Origin of the sequence: Xanthomonas hortorum, from assembly GCF_011305375.1 — a bacterium.
Lineage (GTDB): Bacteria > Pseudomonadota > Gammaproteobacteria > Xanthomonadales > Xanthomonadaceae > Xanthomonas > Xanthomonas hortorum_E.
In genome coordinates this window covers 254683-271623 of the sequence record NZ_VCME01000007.1, presented here as the reverse complement: position 1 = coordinate 271623, position 16941 = coordinate 254683, and the positions used below count along the sequence as shown (strand labels likewise).

The 16941-nt window shown below is 59.7% G+C and carries 12 protein-coding genes and 1 pseudogene; 6 read left to right on the top strand and 7 right to left on the bottom strand.

Annotated features, from left to right (window positions below; genetic code table 11):
- Positions 1 to 88: 88 nt before the first annotated feature.
- The 4 genes from FFY45_RS08975 to FFY45_RS08960 all read left to right on the top strand — a co-directional run bounded on the left by FFY45_RS08975 (position 89) and on the right by FFY45_RS08960 (position 6343).
- Positions 89 to 2452: a TonB-dependent receptor domain-containing protein gene (locus FFY45_RS08975; protein ID WP_343204092.1), complete on the top strand. Its 2364-nt coding sequence runs from the start codon at positions 89 to 91 to the stop codon at positions 2450 to 2452.
- A gap of 2 nt (positions 2453 to 2454) precedes the next feature.
- Complete coding sequence (locus FFY45_RS08970) at positions 2455 to 3375, top strand: glycerophosphodiester phosphodiesterase family protein (protein WP_176340159.1); 921 nt, start codon at positions 2455 to 2457, stop codon at positions 3373 to 3375.
- A gap of 230 nt (positions 3376 to 3605) precedes the next feature.
- Complete coding sequence (locus FFY45_RS08965; RefSeq protein ID WP_176340158.1) at positions 3606 to 4763, top strand: glycerophosphodiester phosphodiesterase family protein; 1158 nt, start codon at positions 3606 to 3608, stop codon at positions 4761 to 4763.
- A gap of 77 nt (positions 4764 to 4840) precedes the next feature.
- Positions 4841 to 6343 (top strand): hypothetical protein, encoded by a 1503-nt coding sequence (locus FFY45_RS08960; RefSeq protein WP_255171903.1) that lies wholly within the window; start codon positions 4841 to 4843, stop codon positions 6341 to 6343.
- A 75-nt stretch (positions 6344 to 6418) separates the two neighbouring features.
- Here FFY45_RS08960 and FFY45_RS08955 read toward each other — a convergent pair whose 3' ends face one another.
- On the bottom strand, positions 6419 to 6604 hold the full coding sequence (locus tag FFY45_RS08955) for a hypothetical protein (protein ID WP_217902502.1): 186 nt from the start codon (positions 6602 to 6604) through the stop codon (positions 6419 to 6421).
- Between the two features lie 324 nt (positions 6605 to 6928).
- Between FFY45_RS08955 and FFY45_RS08950 the strand changes: the two genes are divergently transcribed.
- Both FFY45_RS08950 and FFY45_RS08945 read left to right on the top strand, forming a co-directional pair.
- On the top strand, positions 6929 to 7831 hold the full coding sequence (locus FFY45_RS08950; RefSeq protein ID WP_176340157.1) for a trypsin-like serine protease: 903 nt from the start codon (positions 6929 to 6931) through the stop codon (positions 7829 to 7831).
- A 243-nt stretch (positions 7832 to 8074) separates the two neighbouring features.
- Positions 8075 to 8850 (top strand): annotated as a pseudogene (locus FFY45_RS08945) (IS5 family transposase).
- Positions 8851 to 9272: 422 nt separating this feature from the next.
- On the opposite strand, the gene FFY45_RS08940 reads toward FFY45_RS08945, so the two are convergent.
- The 6 genes from FFY45_RS08940 to FFY45_RS08915 form a co-directional block, all read right to left on the bottom strand.
- Entirely contained in the window at positions 9273 to 9923 is a 651-nt protein-coding gene (locus FFY45_RS08940; RefSeq protein WP_176340156.1) for a hypothetical protein, read from the bottom strand.
- A gap of 39 nt (positions 9924 to 9962) precedes the next feature.
- Positions 9963 to 13991 (bottom strand): coiled-coil domain-containing protein, encoded by a 4029-nt coding sequence (locus FFY45_RS08935; RefSeq protein ID WP_176340155.1) that lies wholly within the window; start codon positions 13989 to 13991, stop codon positions 9963 to 9965.
- 36 nt (positions 13992 to 14027) lie between these two features.
- Positions 14028 to 14669, bottom strand: coding sequence for a DUF1629 domain-containing protein (locus tag FFY45_RS08930; protein ID WP_176340154.1), 642 nt, complete (start codon positions 14667 to 14669; stop codon positions 14028 to 14030).
- A gap of 466 nt (positions 14670 to 15135) precedes the next feature.
- Positions 15136 to 15957, bottom strand: coding sequence for a hypothetical protein (locus FFY45_RS08925; RefSeq protein ID WP_176340153.1), 822 nt, complete (start codon positions 15955 to 15957; stop codon positions 15136 to 15138).
- Positions 15958 to 16023: 66 nt separating this feature from the next.
- Positions 16024 to 16224 carry a hypothetical protein gene (locus FFY45_RS08920; RefSeq protein WP_176340152.1) on the bottom strand — a complete coding sequence of 67 codons (201 nt, stop codon included), beginning with the start codon at positions 16222 to 16224 and terminating at the stop codon, positions 16024 to 16026.
- 33 nt (positions 16225 to 16257) lie between these two features.
- Complete coding sequence (locus FFY45_RS08915; RefSeq protein ID WP_176340151.1) at positions 16258 to 16899, bottom strand: DUF1629 domain-containing protein; 642 nt, start codon at positions 16897 to 16899, stop codon at positions 16258 to 16260.
- Between the last annotated feature and the right edge of the window lie 42 nt (positions 16900 to 16941).

Below are 16941 nucleotides of genomic sequence, written 5' to 3'. Positions count from 1 at the left end.
CCTGGCAGCCGTCACGGCCACCTCAGGGGCGTCCGCACAAGAGGCCGAACCCACGAATCGGCAGGCAGTTGACCTGGATGCTGTCGTAGTGACCGGAACACCCAAGGGACGCTCTCAGAAGGACGCGCCGTTCGCGATCAGTGTCATCTCCGAACAGGCCTTGCAACGCCGCTCGGCGACCAGCAGCGTGGACATGCTTCGCGCAGTGCCCGGCATCTCTGCCGAACCCTCCGGCGGACAGGGCGGCGGTCAGAACCTGTATGTGCGCGGCCTGCCCGCTGGTGGTTGGTTCTACATGCAGTACCAGGAGGATGGCCTGACCCTGTTCGACGAACCGCAGGAAAGCTTCCTCAACATCGACAACCTCTTTTCGTTGGACATGATGACCGAGCGCCTGGAGGTGGTCCGCGGAGGCACCTCCCCGCTATTCGCCACCAATGCGCCCGGCGGCACCGTCAACGCGATCACACGGCATGGCACCGCGACACCGGAGGGCGCGGTTCGGCTGACCAATGGCAGCAACGGGCAGTGGCGCCAGGATGCCTATAGCGCCGGCCCACTAAGCGAGAATGTGCTCTACAGCATCGGCGGTTTCCATCGCACCGACGATGGCTTGCGCCGCACCGGCTATACGGCGGACAAGGGCGGCCAGTTGCGCGGCAACCTCACCTTCCTGCTAGGCGACGCGGTGTTGGATGTGGATGCGAAACTGCTCAACGACCGCACCGCGTTCTACAACCCGATCCCGTTGCGGGATCCGCGCGCGCCCGATCGCCCGCTCTCGGCGCTGATCGATCCATTGGACGGCACCTTGCTGTCCAACGATCTGCGACATACCAGCGTGCCCACCTTCTTCGGCGACCAACTCCAACAGCGGAGTCTGGATCTTGCCGACGGCATCCACACCAACGTCAAACAGTTTGGCACGCACCTGGAATGGGACCTTGGGCATGGCATCACGCTGGACAACCGCATGCGCTACGTCAGTGCACAGGTCGACTACACCTCGCTGTTCTCCGGCGCAGCCCCTAGCGATGCGGCAGGCTATCTCGGCACCCAACTGAGACGCGCACGCATTGGATTCGGCGCCAACGTGGCACGCACCGGTTATGTCATTGCCGCCGATGGCAGCCTTTACGACCCGGCTGGCAGCGATGGCCTGGTGTTGGAAAGCGGCTTGTGGAACAGCCGCACCCGCCTGCGCACGTTGTCCGACGACCTACGCCTGAGCAAGGCCTTCGATGCCACTGCAGCCGGACAACACACCGTGACTGCCGGCATCAATGTGCAGCACTTCGAATATGCGCAAGATCGTCTGCAAAACACAGTGCTGACCACACTGCGCAACAACCCACAGCGTCTGGACGTGCTGGCCTACGACGCGACCGGCAACGTCGTTGGCGCGGTCACGCAGAACGGCTTCGTGCGCTACGGCAACGGCGTCACACGCGGCTTTGCAAGCGGCACCTACCTGTCGCCGTATCTCTGGGATTCAGTGAAGTTCGGACGCTTTAGTGTTGATGCCGGTATGCGCTATACACGCTACACCGCCGATGGCGGTGTCTACGCCAACACCACGGGAAACCTTGGAGATCCAACAACGTTGGCGGACGACAGCGTCGGCGGCCTCAGCGGCACGTTCAGCGCACGCGATGATCGTCGGCATGCGTTGCAATGGACTGTCGGCGGCGAGTTTGCGGTGAGCCCCGCGCTACAGGCCTTTGCGCGCTATACCGCCTCACAGCGGCTGCCGCGCCTGCAAAACGTCTACCAGACCCAAAATGCAGCAGTCACCGACATCGACCAGGCCGAGATGGGTCTGCGCGGCACAGTCGGCGACGATCTCTCGTTCTCCAGCGTCGCGTTCTGGAGCCGCTTCAACGATCTGTCGATCAGCGCGATCGTGTTGGATGGAACAGGCGCGGTGCAGAACCTCAACCTGGTCGGCAGCACGCAGACGCTTGGCTTGGAGTCGGAATTCACATGGCGCCCGGCCGACCTGTTCGGCATGACGGGCTCTGTGACCCTCCAAGATCCACAAACCAAAAGCCTAACCAACGCGACCACCAACAGCGCAGTTCCTGGTTTGAACGGTAACCAGATCTCGCGCATCCCGAAATACATCGTCTCGCTAAGCCCGACGCTGTATTTCGACATCGCCGGCAAGCCTACCGAGCTGACTGCAACGGCATATCGCATCGGACAGCGTTACGTCGACTACACCAACGCCACCGCATTGCCGGCCTACACAAGCTACGACCTTGGCCTGTCCACCTATCTGAGCCAGCGTCTGGAACTGCAGCTGCATGCGGCCAACATCAGTAACGTCGTGGGCTTGACCGAGGGCAACGGGCGCGTGGATACCTTGTCTGGTCAAGGCACCGCTGAGGCGATCTACGCGCGACCGATCTTTGGGCGCAACTACACCGCATCGCTGACCTGGAGGTGGTGAGCATGCGTGCACATCTGATGATTGCAGGGCTAATACTGTTGCTGCAAACGTTCCTTGTCGCTGCATCAAGCCCGGTAAAACTGACGCTGCCCGAACGCTTGCGCGATCCCGATGCCGGCACCATCGTGGTCTCGCATCGAGCTTGCTGGATGCTGGCCGCGGAGAACACGCTGGCCGGCATCAATGCATGCGTGGCGCGCGGCATCGACATGGTAGAGATCGACATCCGCACCACGCGCGATGGGCAACTGGTTCTCATGCATGACGATCGCGTCGACCGGACCACCAACGGTCACGGTGCCGTGGCCGATCTCACCGCCGCGCAGATCGCGCGTATGCGTATCCGCGCCAAAGGCGGTGGTCCAGATGCTGCATTGACCGATTGGCATCCACCCACTTTTTCGCAAGCCCTTGCCATCGCGCGCGGCAAAACCTTGATCAATCTTGACGTCAAGGACGCCTCGTTGAACCAGATCATGGATGTCGTTGAAGCGGCGAATGCACAGCGCGATGTTCTGTTAAACGTGCCGATGGATGTGCCCGGAGAGATTGTCGAACGCGCGCATCGCTCCGGCATTGCATTGCAGGTGTTGTACATGGAACGCGATACCAAGATATCAGCAGCAGAGGCCTTCCAACACGCCACCACGCTGCGGCCTACAGCGCTGCAACTCATGTTTAACGACGCTTCGCTAATCGACACAGCACGACACGTTTCCAAAGGAAAGATACGACTCTTCGTCAATACAATGACAAATGATATTGCCAGCGGGAAACCGATGAATCTGTCGGGCGACTACACCGATGCAAACGCGCTGAAGGATCCGGCGAAGGTCTGGGGAGTCTTGCGCGACCGCGGTGTCAGCATGATGCAGACCGATCAACCATTTGCCCTACAGAGCTACCTGCAACACGGGCGCTGACGTCTTTAGATGGTCACTACATCGCCATACAAACTTCGCTGACCGATTTCATGCGAAGGCCGCGCAGGTAAGAGAACCCGCCGACCTGCCCATCACAGTGGTCGCTATTCCCAAGCGCTAAATCATCACCAATATCTTCACGCTGCTCAAGAAACCAGGAGCACCGTGAGATGCAAGGCTGTTCGTAATCGCACCACTCATTCACCACCCTACCCATCTGGAGAATCATCTTGAAACGCTCCGCACATCCCTGGAAAAAGACGGTTTGCGCTCTTGCCTGTTTGGCTATTGCCGCGCTCTCTGGCGCAGCATCAGCAGCAAACAACTGGAATCCTCAACACATCCTCGGCGCGCTCAAGCGACCGCATCAAATCAGTGGCGTCAGTATCGCCGTCATTGCACACCGCGGCGTCGTGAGTGCGGGCTGTCCGGAGAACTCATCTTGCTCAATCCTTGCCACCTACAACAATAACGTTGAAGCGATCGAGCTGGACGTCAAGCAGTCCGCTGATGGAACGCCTTGGCTATTCCACGACCAAAACGTGGGACGACTTCTCGAACACAGCCCCAATTTCAATATTTTCCAGGCTAATAGCAATCCGACCGGGTGGAATCCCGATGTGCGCACATTGAGCAATGCAGAGCTCAATACCGCGTTGCTACGCGACAAGAATTTCGCCAAGACTGGATACCATCCCGTCACACTGACTCGTGCCCTCACCACGATTCGTGATTCGGCGAATCACATGGTCATCGTCCTCGATCTGAAGACACTGGACGCGGTATCGCGTGCTGCTGATCTTGCACGCGCTTATGGCATGGAGAATCAGGTCGTCCTTAAGTTCAGTGCTTCGCTGGTTGCTCGCAGCCCGGACAGCATCACCAATTACACCAAAGGCGTCGCATTTGCACCAACGATCTATGCTGGCGATATGGATAACCTCGCCGATGGCGGCTACGTCGGCCTATGTGGCACGATCAGCAGCAACACGCCTTTCTGCCGAGTCAACGCCTGGATCAATCAGGCCAGAAGCAAGCAGAACTTCGCCTGGTTGGAAATTGGCAACAAGCAGCCGCGCCGTGGCGATCCGACCGCCGAGCTGCTAGCGGACAATCAAGCGCGCAAGGAAGCCCTTGGTGCGTTCTCGCCGGTGTCGGAGTATCGCATCAGCTCCCACGACGGCTACCACTTTGTCCGCAGCAACGGAACCTGCTGCGCCGCACTGAGTGACTACCTGACGCACACCAAGCACTTCGGCAATGAAAGTGCGGATGAGCGCCCTAATTACCTACTGCAGGTGGTTGCCGGGTTCACCAGCATCATTACCGACGACCCGTTAGGCGTCATTCGATCCTCGATCAAACGCGACACGACTCGCTACCTCTGAGTCCCCCGAGGGGCCGGCATTCGCCGGCCCCTTCCATAACGGTTCGAAGACACGCCTAATCCAGTCCGGGTCACCTCATGCGCCTCGTAAGTCATTGGAAAACCATCCTCATTGTTAGCGCAATCGCTGCCCTTGCCTGGTTCATGTTGCGCGATGCCACCAGCGCCAAAAGCGTATCAACGCCATCGGGCACTCCTGCGCAGGCAGCCAAGCGGCCGCCAGCTGGCGAAAGCGCTGCGGCCCCCACACATAATCGGCAGGACAGACCGTCGGCCCAAGAGGTCATTACGGCTGCAACGGCGCTCCCTCCAGACTTTCAAGCCGATGTGCTTTTGCGAGTGGCCGAGTCCGATGATGGCCCTGTCACTGGAAATCACGGCGAACGCGATAGAGCGGTCGTTGATCTTAACGAGCAGGCATACTCCCTTGCTCAACATGCCACACGAAGACTTCCCGGCCTTGCCACTGTCGGCTATGCAGGCGAAGAGAATGAAGATGAGCTGCGTAGCGCCCGGACCGCAGGCCTGGACCAACTCACGTTGCAGACGCGCGCCATCTCTAACGTGAAAAGCCACGCACCAGACCGCGCCATAGCGTTGATGCCGGGGTTGCCCAGGCCCGCCGCCGCAACCTGCGACAGTGACTATGTGGACGATCCGACACCGCTCTACAGACTCCTTCCGACGTTCTCCGTCAACGATGCCCGCCAGAGCACCGATCTGCTCCTTGGGCAAGTCGATCGCGTCCGGAGCGAGGCTGAGATAGCGCCTGCGCTGAAGTCTGTCACCGCCCTACCACTGGGATCCAACGCGACCGAAGCCGCGATTGCGCAGCGCCTGACGAAGATGCTGTTGCGCGCGCGTGGCGATGACGCCAGTTTCACTGCAACCGAGCTGAGCGTTGCGTCGGACATCCAACTGGCACTTCAGCGCGTTGAAAGCATCCCGGGTATTCACTCGCAACTGCGGGCGAGCTATCGCGAGTATGTGGATGCACATTTGTCGGCGTCCCGCTGTGCGGCTAGCCTGGTTGGCAACCATCGCCTGCTTGAGCAGCGCTTCGTCGCGGGACTGCCCAATGATCGGATACGCGAACCCGCACCTACACCGCCCTCGGCGACACCACAAGTTGACGATGCGGTGTCTCTCATCCGCCAAGCAGGCTACAACGTCCGCACCCAGTTGCTTGGCTATGTCGGACAAGAGCCGCTTCGTGATGCCGCGCTGGCAGCTGCGTCGAACGAGTTCCTCGACCAAATCGATGCGGGACCGCTACGCGAGGCGGCAGCAACGGACGCGACTGGCCAGATTCAACGCGCACAACTGATCGAGACCCTCCGCTATCTAGAGTATGCACCGCCCGGCAGTTCGCGCGACCGTGGCTTTTCCCTGCTCGATGGCCTGCTCGATGGAACGCACTATCAGCGCGATCACGATGTCTGGTTCGGTGATCTCAAACGCGTTGCGGATCAATCCATGCGCTGGCCAGATCGCAACCTACGGCTGCGCCATTTAGCAGCCAGCACCACTCCGGTCATTCGAGTCTATGCCATGCTTATTCAGCGCAAAGAGTTCCCGTAGCCGCTTCAGTGCACTGCGCTCCAACACCAGCACCGGACAGGTCCGATGCTGAGTCTCACGTTTCATATCCTCATGCTAAAAGTCATAGCGCAGCCCCTCCAATTCCGGAAGCGCAATCACTTGTGCCGCGACATCGACCGGATTGCTGAGCGGCCACGACCCGATAATCAGCGGCAGCGCGTATTTGATCACCTGCTCGAACACATCTACCGACATCTGCGGCAAGCGCGCATGAAAGGCCTGCGCAGCCTTATGGCGCAACGCGCCGCCTGCTGAGTCCGCTCCCTCGTTTGCTGCGGCAGCTCTATCGACAAACGTCGCACGGCTCGACCCTTCGTTCCGAGACGCCGCAGTTCGTAGCCAAGCCATGCGGCGCGGGCGGCAGCGTAGATGATCGCAACCTCGCAAGACAACTAAGAAAGTGGCAGTAGGGGATGACCATCGTCTTGCGAGTTGGTGGAACCAAGGATGGCGATATCGTTCACCGTTTCGGGCCTATTCACCACCGGGACACCGCCAATCTATTAACGCGCGAATGGGCGTCCCCCCCTCCCCCACGACATCTCTTAAAGAACCCTATCCCTGATGAAAACCTCACCACTGCCAAAGCATTTGGCAGCTCTCGCATTTGCCATCGTCACCACGCTCGCATCCTCGACCGCCGCGGCGCAAACCCCGGGCGTCGTGGCACCTCGAAATCCCGACCGCGCGGAGCTTCCGGTCATCTCCGGCTCGAAGGTCAGCGTTCCCTTTGGCTCATGCACCGTAGGGGCGGTGTTGGTGCCCACAAGCATCTTCCACAGGTTGACGCCTTATCAACGTGCAACACGATGGATCGTGCTGGCTAAGCACTGTGCGCCCATGTACGCGAGCATCCACGTAGGTACTGCTTCCATCGGCAACGTCGTGTGGCAGTCAGCTACCTCGGACATTGAGCTTGTGCGGGTATCGCCCCAGCAGGATCAGACCGCGGTGCTGTACTGCGCCTCCCACAGCAGCGCAGCCTTTTGCAATCCGATCCAATCGTATACCCCCCGTGCGAACAATCAGGTCTTCATGCCGCGCGCAGGGCGGGAGGCGCGTCTTGCTGTAACGGGTTGGTCGAACGCGCCCGATGGGCAGTTCTGCACCAGCGGTTGGCGCACCGGCGTCCGATGCGTGTGGAACGGATTCTCTCTCACGCCTGGAATTTGGAGACCGAGTTATGAGCACATCAGTACTGCTCACGCTTCCGAGCTCAATAGCATTGACAACGGCGACTCTGGCGGACCAGTCGTCACCTACGACCGGCATCTGATCGGAATCATCTCCTCTGGCGAGCCCGAAGGCCGTTCCATCGTCTACTACACACCGATGCAACAGGTGCTGCACGAGCTTTATAGCTACTCCCTCGCCCCGGCCGACCTGCCCACCGCTGCCGGCGACGAGAATCCGCTTTCCCCCGGCGGTGAAAATGCTGGGTGGGAACTGGCACCTACCGACGGGTGAGGACGGTACGGTCGCGACCCACTGCAAGATGAAGGCGAGCGGTCGGCGTCCAGGACGTCGGTCTGTATCATCAGCATCACGTGATACTGGAAGTAGCTCTTTAGTCAGCAAAGCGCCGCCTCCGTGCGGCGCTTTGCTAAGGGATTGAACAGCGACCGTCTATAAGACTAGAGCGTGTCATGAACTTTGCCATTGTCACGCTAACGTTTACGGATGAAGCCTCGTAAGCCTTATCCCACCTAAATTTCCGACGAAGAATGGGCTTTTGCGGCGCCGTATCTGACATTGATGGATGCGCAGGCACCGCAGTGCAAGCACGCGCTACGCGAGATGTTCAACGCACTGCACTGGATTGCACGCGCAGGCGCACCGTGGCGATTGCTTCCCAACGATCCCCCCTTGGGAAGCGGTGTATCAGCAAACGCAGCGTTGGCTGCAGGCTTGGCTGCTTTGAAGCCATGGTCAGCGATCTGCACTCACTCTTGCGTGCGGCACAAGGGAAGAAAGGCCAGCCGAGCGCGGTCATTTTCGATGGCCGGACTCTGCAGTCCACCTATGAGGGCGGTCCGCGTGCTGGATACGATGGCTATAAGCGCAATAAATGGAGCAAGGTGCATATAGTGGTCGATACGCTGGGACATCTGCTCGCCATCCTGGTCACGCCAGCCAATGAGCAGGAGCGCGCGCAAGTCCGATCGTTGGCCCAAGAGGTACAACACGTGACCGGTGAAACGGTCAAGATCGCGTTTGTGGATCAAGGCTATACCGGCGAAGAACCGGCGCAGGCAGCCAAGGAAGAAGGCATTGAGTTGCACGTCATCAAGCTGCAAGAAGCGAAGAAAGGCTTTGTCTTGCTGCCGCGCCGATGGGTCGTCGAGCGCAGCTTCGGATGGGTCAATCGCTTCAGACGGCTGGCACGCGACTATGAGCGATTGCCGGAAAACTTGGCAGGTTTGCACTTTGTCGTCTTCACGATTCTGATGCTTGGAAATGCAGCCACGCTCTTTCAAAGTTCATAACACGCTCTAGGCGCCCCCGAGCAGCGCTTCACCACTTCCGGGCCGCGCCACGCACGTGTATTGATGTTTCTCGGTGGTGCAGAGCGAACCGGTCAAGTCGATCCACGGAGCCGTGAACGTCTTGATCGCGCTCGCTTTTGGACTGCCTTCCAGGGCGCGCTAGCAGATGCAGCCTTTCAGCTAGCAAGGCGCCTGGCAGCGCTGCCAAGTCTTGCGGTGAGTTACCGTGAGTTCCCCGCGCTGCACCATGCGTCAGTATTCAATACCTCGTTACGAGGGGTGTTGCTGCACATTGTTGGACTCCCGACCCGATAGTGTGGACCTCGCCGTTGACCGAGATTTCTATTCCATACCCCCATCCCTGGCAATCGATAAGTCCAGCCGTGTCTGCTCTCCACCAATTTCAATTTGATCAGTAGGCATTACTGCGCAGCAGGTGTTGCGCGCAAGTTGATAGCTCTGTATTGCCTCTGGCTGCCGTAACGCGGCCCATTCTTCTCGAACGTGGCGCAAAGCCTGCCTTCGCCACAGGGAGCTAGGTCCGCACGCGAAACGCGGTCCATGTAATCGATGGATGTTCGCAGCTGTGTAAGTTCGGTTCGCTTTTCGTTGATGATGCCCACCGAGTAAGCCACCGCCCCCAGGCCCAACACGCCCGCCACGAGCATCGTGACGGATGCAATGCCCATGCGCCGCGTGATCCGCGTCTCCAAGGATTGCTGGGCCTGTGCGTAACGTCGAGTGGCTTGCTGCAATGTCTCGTCCACATGGGCCATCTCTTTGTTGAACCGCTTGGCGGCTGGCTCCAGCGTCTGCGTCAACGCCTGATTGGTCAGCTGCGTCAGTCTCGGGAGTGCGTTCTCCAGCACCCGATTGACGTTGGAGTCTGCGCTGCCCACTGCGTTCTGGAGCACCTGGAGTTGCTCGGCGACCACCTCGCGTAACCGTTGTTCGCGCTGCTGCGTGGATGCTACCAGCGTCGTTAGCACTTTGACCGTCTCCTGCAACGAGGCGTTCGTTGCATTCAACGTGGCCATCATTTCCGCCATTGCGGCAGCGTCTTGCTTGTCCATGAGGTTTCCTAACTCGGCTGGTCACGGAAGTGATTTTGACTAACCACCGCCTCCACCACCACCTCCCCCACCGCCGTCTCCGCCTCCACCGTCGTCTCCTTGGGGACCGCTCTGCATCGGCCCCTTGGCAAAATCTGGCAGTGTCATCACCATCACCGGTCCGCGGCTGGTGTTGATTTCCGGTGAGACATCCATCCCAAGTGCCTGGCGTGCGGCGACGTGCTCTTGGGCCTCTTGCTGGGCCTGCGCCTCCAGGAAGTCATTGCCTTTTTTCAACAGCGCCTGCGTCGCTGCGCTGTTGGCCACCCGAGTCAGGGCGTGCTCAATCGCCAGCTCGTTCTTGCTGTCGAGCGCATAGAGCACCTCATCCACGTCGGGATCGCCCGTAATGGATTTCCGCTCAGCTTTCGACGAATCGTTTGGGGCATAGCCTCCTCCTGGACCGGCGAAGCGCTGAGCTAAAGAGGGGAAGGTATCGGTTTGCTCAGCAGCTTCGCTGGGAGAGCGGTGGCCTTGTTCGTGTGCTCTGAATGCATCAATGCTTCCACTCTCCTGGTCTCGCGCGCCGTCGCGAGCGAATGGATAGGGTTCTCCGCGCTCGCGATACTCCTTCCATTCCTGGTGGAAGCGTTCGTCTTCCCGATCCGCCGCCTCAATCTCCTGTTGCAGTTGGCGCAACGAGCGCATGGTCTCTTCCAGAAACAGGGCGCTACCCGGGTCTGCGGCGCTGCGGTCCTGCGCCGGGGTTGATTGCGTTTGTTGGTCTTCTGCGTCAGCAGACCCGACGGGCAAGCGATTCTCTGCACTGGCTTCCAAGAACTGCTCGCGTGCCTGCGCGAGGTGTGCTGCGGGCAGCAAAGCCGCCTCCTGATAGGCATGCAGCGCGTCTGAAGGACGGGGTTGCTCTGCCTTGGTTTCTCGCTCCTCAGGAGTGGTAAGCGCCGTGGCCTGCGATGCAATCAACGATTCTGCTGTCGCAGGCGTTGTTGGGGCCATCACGCGAACCGGCTCTGCCTCGTGCTCACGCGCCACGTCTTGCTGGCGGACCGACGCTTGCTCCATCTCCGCTTGCTGCGTTTGCACGTTGGGGTGCAGCGCTGGAGGCACCGCATCGGCCTCCGCGCCTCGCGAAAATTGGTTACCGGATTCCGGCCCCTCGGATGAAGACACTTGAAGGCGCGCGGCGTCGCGACTCTCTACCGCCGACATTTCCAGCGCGCGTTCCGCTTCTTGTGCTTGATGCGGCCGCGCGTCGCCTGGACTGTGCGTTTGCTTCAGTGTGTCATGTGCGTCAAGAGCCAGGTCTTCGCGTGCCTGTTGGTTCTGCGTCTCTGGCTGCTGGCGCGCGTCTTCCTGCTGCAACTGAGCATGCGTCGTTTGTTGAGTAAGCGCGGCATTTTGAGCGTGCGGTTGAGGGTCCGGTCGCTGCGAGGCTTGCCGAGGTTGGTCCTGCTGCGGTTCGAGTGCTTGAGTTTGTTGCTGCTGATCCTGTGCTTGCCGAGCCTGAGCTTCCTGGACCTCAACTTGCCGGATTTCTTGAGCATGGCGGTCTTGCTGCTCCCGCTGCTGGTTGTCCTCGGCTTGGCGTTCCTGCGCCTGTCGTTGCTGGACTTCCCTACCCTCACGCTCCTGCAGCTCGCGTTGCTGGCTGTTCTGCGCTTGCCGCTCGTGCACTTGGCGTTCTTCTAGCTCACGTTGCTGCTCTGCTTGGCGTTGACCTTCCAACACCGCGTGCGCCTGGACCGCCTGCTCGTTCTTCGACTGATCTTCTTGCTCAGGCTGTGCCTGATGGAGGTGCTCGCGCACCTGCGCGGCGTGCTGCTCTTGCGCGAGACGATCTTGCTGTTCGCGTTCTTGTCGCGCCTGCGCGGCGACAGAAGCCTGCATGCGTGCCTGGATGTCGAGCACTTGCTGCGGATTGGAAGAATCGGATGTCGAGGTGTCTGCGTCTGCCGTTCCCTCAGGCACGCGCCCAAGGGGCGGCAATTCTCGCCGATTGCCTTGCGACTCATTCAGCGCCTGACGGATGTCGTCGCTGCTGGTGACGGCCACCACCCGAGCGACGCCATCGCTACCGCGCTGGAGGTGGACGATGGGGCTGTCGTAGCCGTATTGCCCGGACTCGTTGCGCTGGAGTTGCTGCATGGTCGGTCCGGTGATGCCATTGGCATCTATGGTCCGCTGCGAGGCCAGCATCACGGCCTGCTGCATGTCTGAATTAACGTTCAAATCAACGCCTGCGGTCCGATAACGGTGCAGCAGCTCGTTGTGCTCCATCTGCGCAACCGTGGGCGCGGGAAGCGCCTGGATCGCCGCCAAGGCTTCGTGGGAGCGCTCTATTGAAGGCTGCCGCAGTTGGTCGGTCAGTTCCAGCTCCACCGCCAGGTTGCCGCTGGCGACGCCATCCTTGCTGGCCCACTGTCCTGAACCGGTGCGCTGGTAAAGCTGAGCGTCCGACCCCAGCACAGCGCCTGACTTGGCTTGGGAGGCTTCGACCGCCGCCGGCACCTCCACTCCATAGGACTGGGCGCGCTGAGCGGCGTGGTTTTCCAGATAGGCGGCGGCAATGGCTTCGCGCCCGGTGGCGACGTTGCTCTCGATGCGTGCCAGCGCCTCTTGATTGAGCTGCTGCACGCGTTCCGGGGGCGCGAGTTGGACCGCATAGCTGCCAATCTCATCGGTGCCAGAGTCCGCGGTCCTGACTTGGCGCTCCCAGGTCTGACGCTCGGGATTGCGCTGCCAATTCTGGTTGTCCAACCCCACCTGGTCGCTTGCCAGTGCGGGGAGGTTGAACGGGTTCTGGGGTGGCGGGGCTTTGCCCAACGCCAGCTCCACCGCCTTGGTGTTGGCCAGGGCGCCCAGCTCCTGGGATTTTTCGTAGCTGGCCACCACAGGCTGTTCGTTCGGAGTGCGGCGACCATCCTGTGTGGCGTCGATAGCGGCTTCGCGCTGCCAGTTTCTGCCGTTGAACTGCCACTCCACTCCCGCCTTGTCGGTCTGGTGGTAGATGGCGCGGTTGTCCAGCAGATCGGCGCCTTTGTCGAACACCTTGCTCATCAACAGCGCGTCACTGACCACCAAGGCCGCAGGCACGAAGCCGCTGCCGCCCAGTGCCGCCGCAGTGGACGCACCACCGGCCCAGCCGCCGACATTGCGCGCCAAGGCATGGGTAACCTCAGACTGCGCGGCGGTGGCATTGCCTTGTTCCAGCAGCTCGGCCGAGCGGCGGGCGGTTATCACCGCATCGGCGCCGGTGGCCAGCAAGCCGCCCGAACGCACCAGAGTGCTTGCTGATGCTTCGCCCAATAGCAGTTCCACGGATACGCCACCGCGCTGGCCTCGGGGGACGCGCAGGTTGTATGCGGCCTCCTCGCCCAGGGTCTGCTCAACCTTGAGAATGCCCTGCTCTGAAAAGAGTACGCGCCCATCGTGGTGCGCATTGGAAAGGGCGAGCGACAACCCGCTGCGCTGAAGTTGGATGTCGCCGCCCCGGATGATCGCGCTGTTGCTGACCTGGATTTGGTTGAGCGTGGTGACGATGCGCGACTCAGAGTGCGCGACTGCACCCCAGCCATGGTCCACCCCAGTGAAGCCCTTCAGGGCTTCAATTTGTTGGGCATGGTTTTGATAGTAGGCCGGGACATCGCGAAAGAACTCCCGGACCCGCTGGCTTGTTTGCGCCGGGATTTCGCCAACCGGCGTGTTGGTGTTCAAATCCCCATTGATCAGCCCGACCTTGACCGTATCGCGTAGCTGTTCAACGCGCTTGGCAACTCGATCCATCGCCGCCGTGTCGCCTTCCAGGGCCGCCTGGCCATCTCGAGATGCTTCGATGTCGTCCAGGCGCCGGATCATTCCACTTTGGTATTCGGCCAACGGGCCACCGCTATGCGGCGTCACGCCCATTGCTTGCGCAAGCTGAGGGCTTGCCGGTAGAAACAAGCGATTTTCGGCTGCGTGAATGTCGAATCTTCCGGCGACCTGGAGCCGGGAAAGCAGTTCGCTGTTTTTCAGCGTCTGCTGTTCGATGTTGTGATGGTCCTGGAAAAGCGTCCGATAGTTGGACATAGATAGGCTCCTTCCTTGCTGCCGTGTATTCGCGGCTTAGCAGTTCACGACGTCGTCAAACCAAAGCCCATTGGACTCGCTCGGCGTGACAATGCCTGCCGCTTCTACAGCATCCTTGAACGTCCGGTCACAGTAGACAAAGCCGTTGAAGGGCAGCCTGAAGACGTGCGCCGGGCCCAGCACATCTTGCTTGAAAGCCAATCGCACATCGCCAGTCAGGTCGTAATACTTTCCCGCCTCGTAATCGTCGCTGAGCACGATGTTCAGCTGAGAGGCTTCCTCATCCAGGGCATCCACCGTTCGGACCACATCACAGAGGAAGAGGGTTGCCCCCTGGGAGCCGTCGGCAAGGCGATAGTCGGTCTCGGCAAACGCGAACGCACCAGGGTCTACAGCTTCCATCACCTGACGGAGTCGGCCGGACACCAGCCAATAGCCACTCAACCCGCCTTCGAGGTCTTGTGGCGGAACGCCTTCATTGGGATCGTAGACCAAGCGCGGAACTTCTCTCAGTGGCGGGAAGCCACGAGTCTTAGGGCGCAAGATCAAGCGCGGCGGCGTCAGCAAAGCCTTCTCGTTCTCGAAAACTACACCGTGGCCTTTACCCCCCCTGCGCGCATCCGGCTGCAGAATAAAGAAGTCCCCGGTCTGGGGCTGATTGGTCATCGTTGTATCCATGCTTTGCGTCCCATCTACCTGGCTATGGCCCACACCTAAGTCGGGCAGAGTCTACCGTCCCGATAGCTGACTTGGGCAGACAAAAAAGCGCATACCCCCAACCCTCGCAGCTCGCTCCACCGTGGCGAGCAAAGTCAGCGCCTAGCCGGCCGCCACCCTGTCCGGGCCGCCCCCTCGGACTACAGGAAATGCGATCGCCACGGCTCAGGTCGATGTTGGTGCGCTCGTAATCCCGCTAGTTGGGCACGTAGTAGATCTTCTTGCCCTGACGGGGATGTTGCCCTTAATGCGGCATCCACCCTGCGCGGGTGGCGCGTCAACTGGCGCTTGACGTGCCGTCTGGTCACATCTGCTGCGACGGTAGGCCGCAGGCATCTGGAAGGCGTCCTGTCAAAGGTTACGCCGATGCTGGCGCGATGGACGGCATCCAGAAGTTCGGCCATGCAAGCGGCCGATTCCACGCAAGCTACTGCTTAGTCTTGATCCTTTGACTACCCTTTCCTGAGCAGTGTAGATAAAGCGCGCACTGGCGCCAGTGTTGCTGGACTTTGATCGAGGCAATGCTTTCAAGCAAATCTCCGACTTCGTCTGATCCCCACTCAGTTCCTGTTGGCGGCCTCACGGTAACTCGCGATGGAAGATGACCACCGACACGCATGACGATGTAGCCCTCTAGTGGCATGCCGAAGCTCTTTGTATAACTCGGTTTAAGGCGATCTGAGTTCATCTGAACAACGTGTGCACGCAGCCGTCTCACGAGTAGGCAGATCGCCTTGAATTTCGCATCGCTCCACAAGTCGGTAGTTCGCCGATTGATTGCATCGATGGGCGTTTCATTTCTGCGAGGACTAGCTGGGTATCTGGCTTCCAACATGACTGCCTTGCTCAAAAAATCCAATAATTCGCGCGGCGCAATCGACGCATCAATCTCAAGGTCATCGGCCAACTTTTTGTAATTATGGCTGTACCGCCTGATGTCCGCCAGGAAAAGCGATTCGGGACATTGCTTAAGCCACTTAGCCAAGCCGGCCTTGAGATACATCTCCACAGCGTAACCCATCAAAAGGACCGATGCTCTGGGGTTACCCGTGAGAGCAGCCATATCACCACGGCGTGGGAACTCAGGCTTTCCTATTTTTATTTTCTTTTTTGTGCGCAGCCAATTGATTCTGATTGAACGAGCAGTCGCGGCCAATCCATCGCCTTCTTCAACCCAGGCGTTAGCCTCAGTCTCCCCATGTTTGGCGCTGCCGAGCCGCATTTCAACAAGTTTGGTGTATTCATTCATGTATCGGCTCCCGAGATCATGCGCAAACGGACTGTCTGCACGCCCACTCACTATTTGGTATCGGCGTCAGCTCATTGGGCCACCGCTATGGGGTGAGACGCCCATTGCCTGAGCCAGTCCCTTGTCGTGCGGCATGAAAATTCTATTTTCAGGCGCATCAATGTCGAAGCGATCCGAGTCCGACAGCACCCGCAAGATGCGGCTGTAACGAAGGGTTTGCTGCTCGAACCCATGATGATCCTGAAAAATAGGGCTGCTGCGCGGCATGCTCCCTGCTCCTTACCTGTTGCCCAGGTGCGGCTAGATGTCTGATGCGTTGATAAAAGAGATGCCGCTTTCACCAGCATCATCAGGAATCCCCGCGTCATGGACCGCATCTTTGAAGGCCCAGTCGCAAATCACGAATGAGCTGAACGGCGTAAGGAATACGTGTGCTTGACCCACGACTTCTGGCCTAAAGGCCAAGCTGGCTCCTCCTCCCACCGAGTAGAACTTGCCATTGACATAGTCATCGTCTACTTCAATTTGTAGCTTCGAGGCGACTTCGTCCAAAGCATCAAGCTCGCGAACAACGTCGCACAAAAAGTGGCGCGGACCTTTTGCTTCGTCAGCCAAGCGGTAATCCACCTCCTCGAAGGCAAAGGCGTCGGAATCCACCGAAACCATAGCATCGTGGAGTCGCACGGAAACCAACCAATAACCACCGAATCCCGGCTCTAGATCGCGCGGAGCTGGACCTGTGTTGGGGTCGTAGGTCAGCTGCGGTGTTTCGCGGAGCGTGGGAAACCCTCCCTCCTCCGGCCGCAGGATCAACCGCGGAGGGGACAGCAGGTGGCGGACGTTATCGAACCTCACCCCACAGTGCGGCCTGTTGCTCTCCATGTCCGCTTCAAACATGTAGAAGCTCCCGGCCGTCGGCTGATTGGGTGTTGTTGATGGCATGCGTTTCGTCCCGTCCGTGCGCTGTGGTCTCAGCTGACAGAA

Coding starts and splice junctions, on each gene's coding strand:
- FFY45_RS08950 (WP_176340157.1), top strand. CDS start 6,929: ATGAAAACCTCACCACTGCCAAAGCATTTGGCAGCTCTCGCATTTGCC.
- FFY45_RS08925 (WP_176340153.1), bottom strand. CDS start 15,957: ATGAATGAATACACCAAACTTGTTGAAATGCGGCTCGGCAGCGCCAAA.
- FFY45_RS08970 (WP_176340159.1), top strand. CDS start 2,455: ATGCGTGCACATCTGATGATTGCAGGGCTAATACTGTTGCTGCAAACG.
- FFY45_RS08920 (WP_176340152.1), bottom strand. CDS start 16,224: ATGCCGCGCAGCAGCCCTATTTTTCAGGATCATCATGGGTTCGAGCAG.
- FFY45_RS08960 (WP_255171903.1), top strand. CDS start 4,841: ATGCGCCTCGTAAGTCATTGGAAAACCATCCTCATTGTTAGCGCAATC.
- FFY45_RS08915 (WP_176340151.1), bottom strand. CDS start 16,899: ATGCCATCAACAACACCCAATCAGCCGACGGCCGGGAGCTTCTACATG.
- FFY45_RS08935 (WP_176340155.1), bottom strand. CDS start 13,991: ATGTCCAACTATCGGACGCTTTTCCAGGACCATCACAACATCGAACAG.
- FFY45_RS08940 (WP_176340156.1), bottom strand. CDS start 9,923: ATGGACAAGCAAGACGCTGCCGCAATGGCGGAAATGATGGCCACGTTG.
- FFY45_RS08930 (WP_176340154.1), bottom strand. CDS start 14,669: ATGGATACAACGATGACCAATCAGCCCCAGACCGGGGACTTCTTTATT.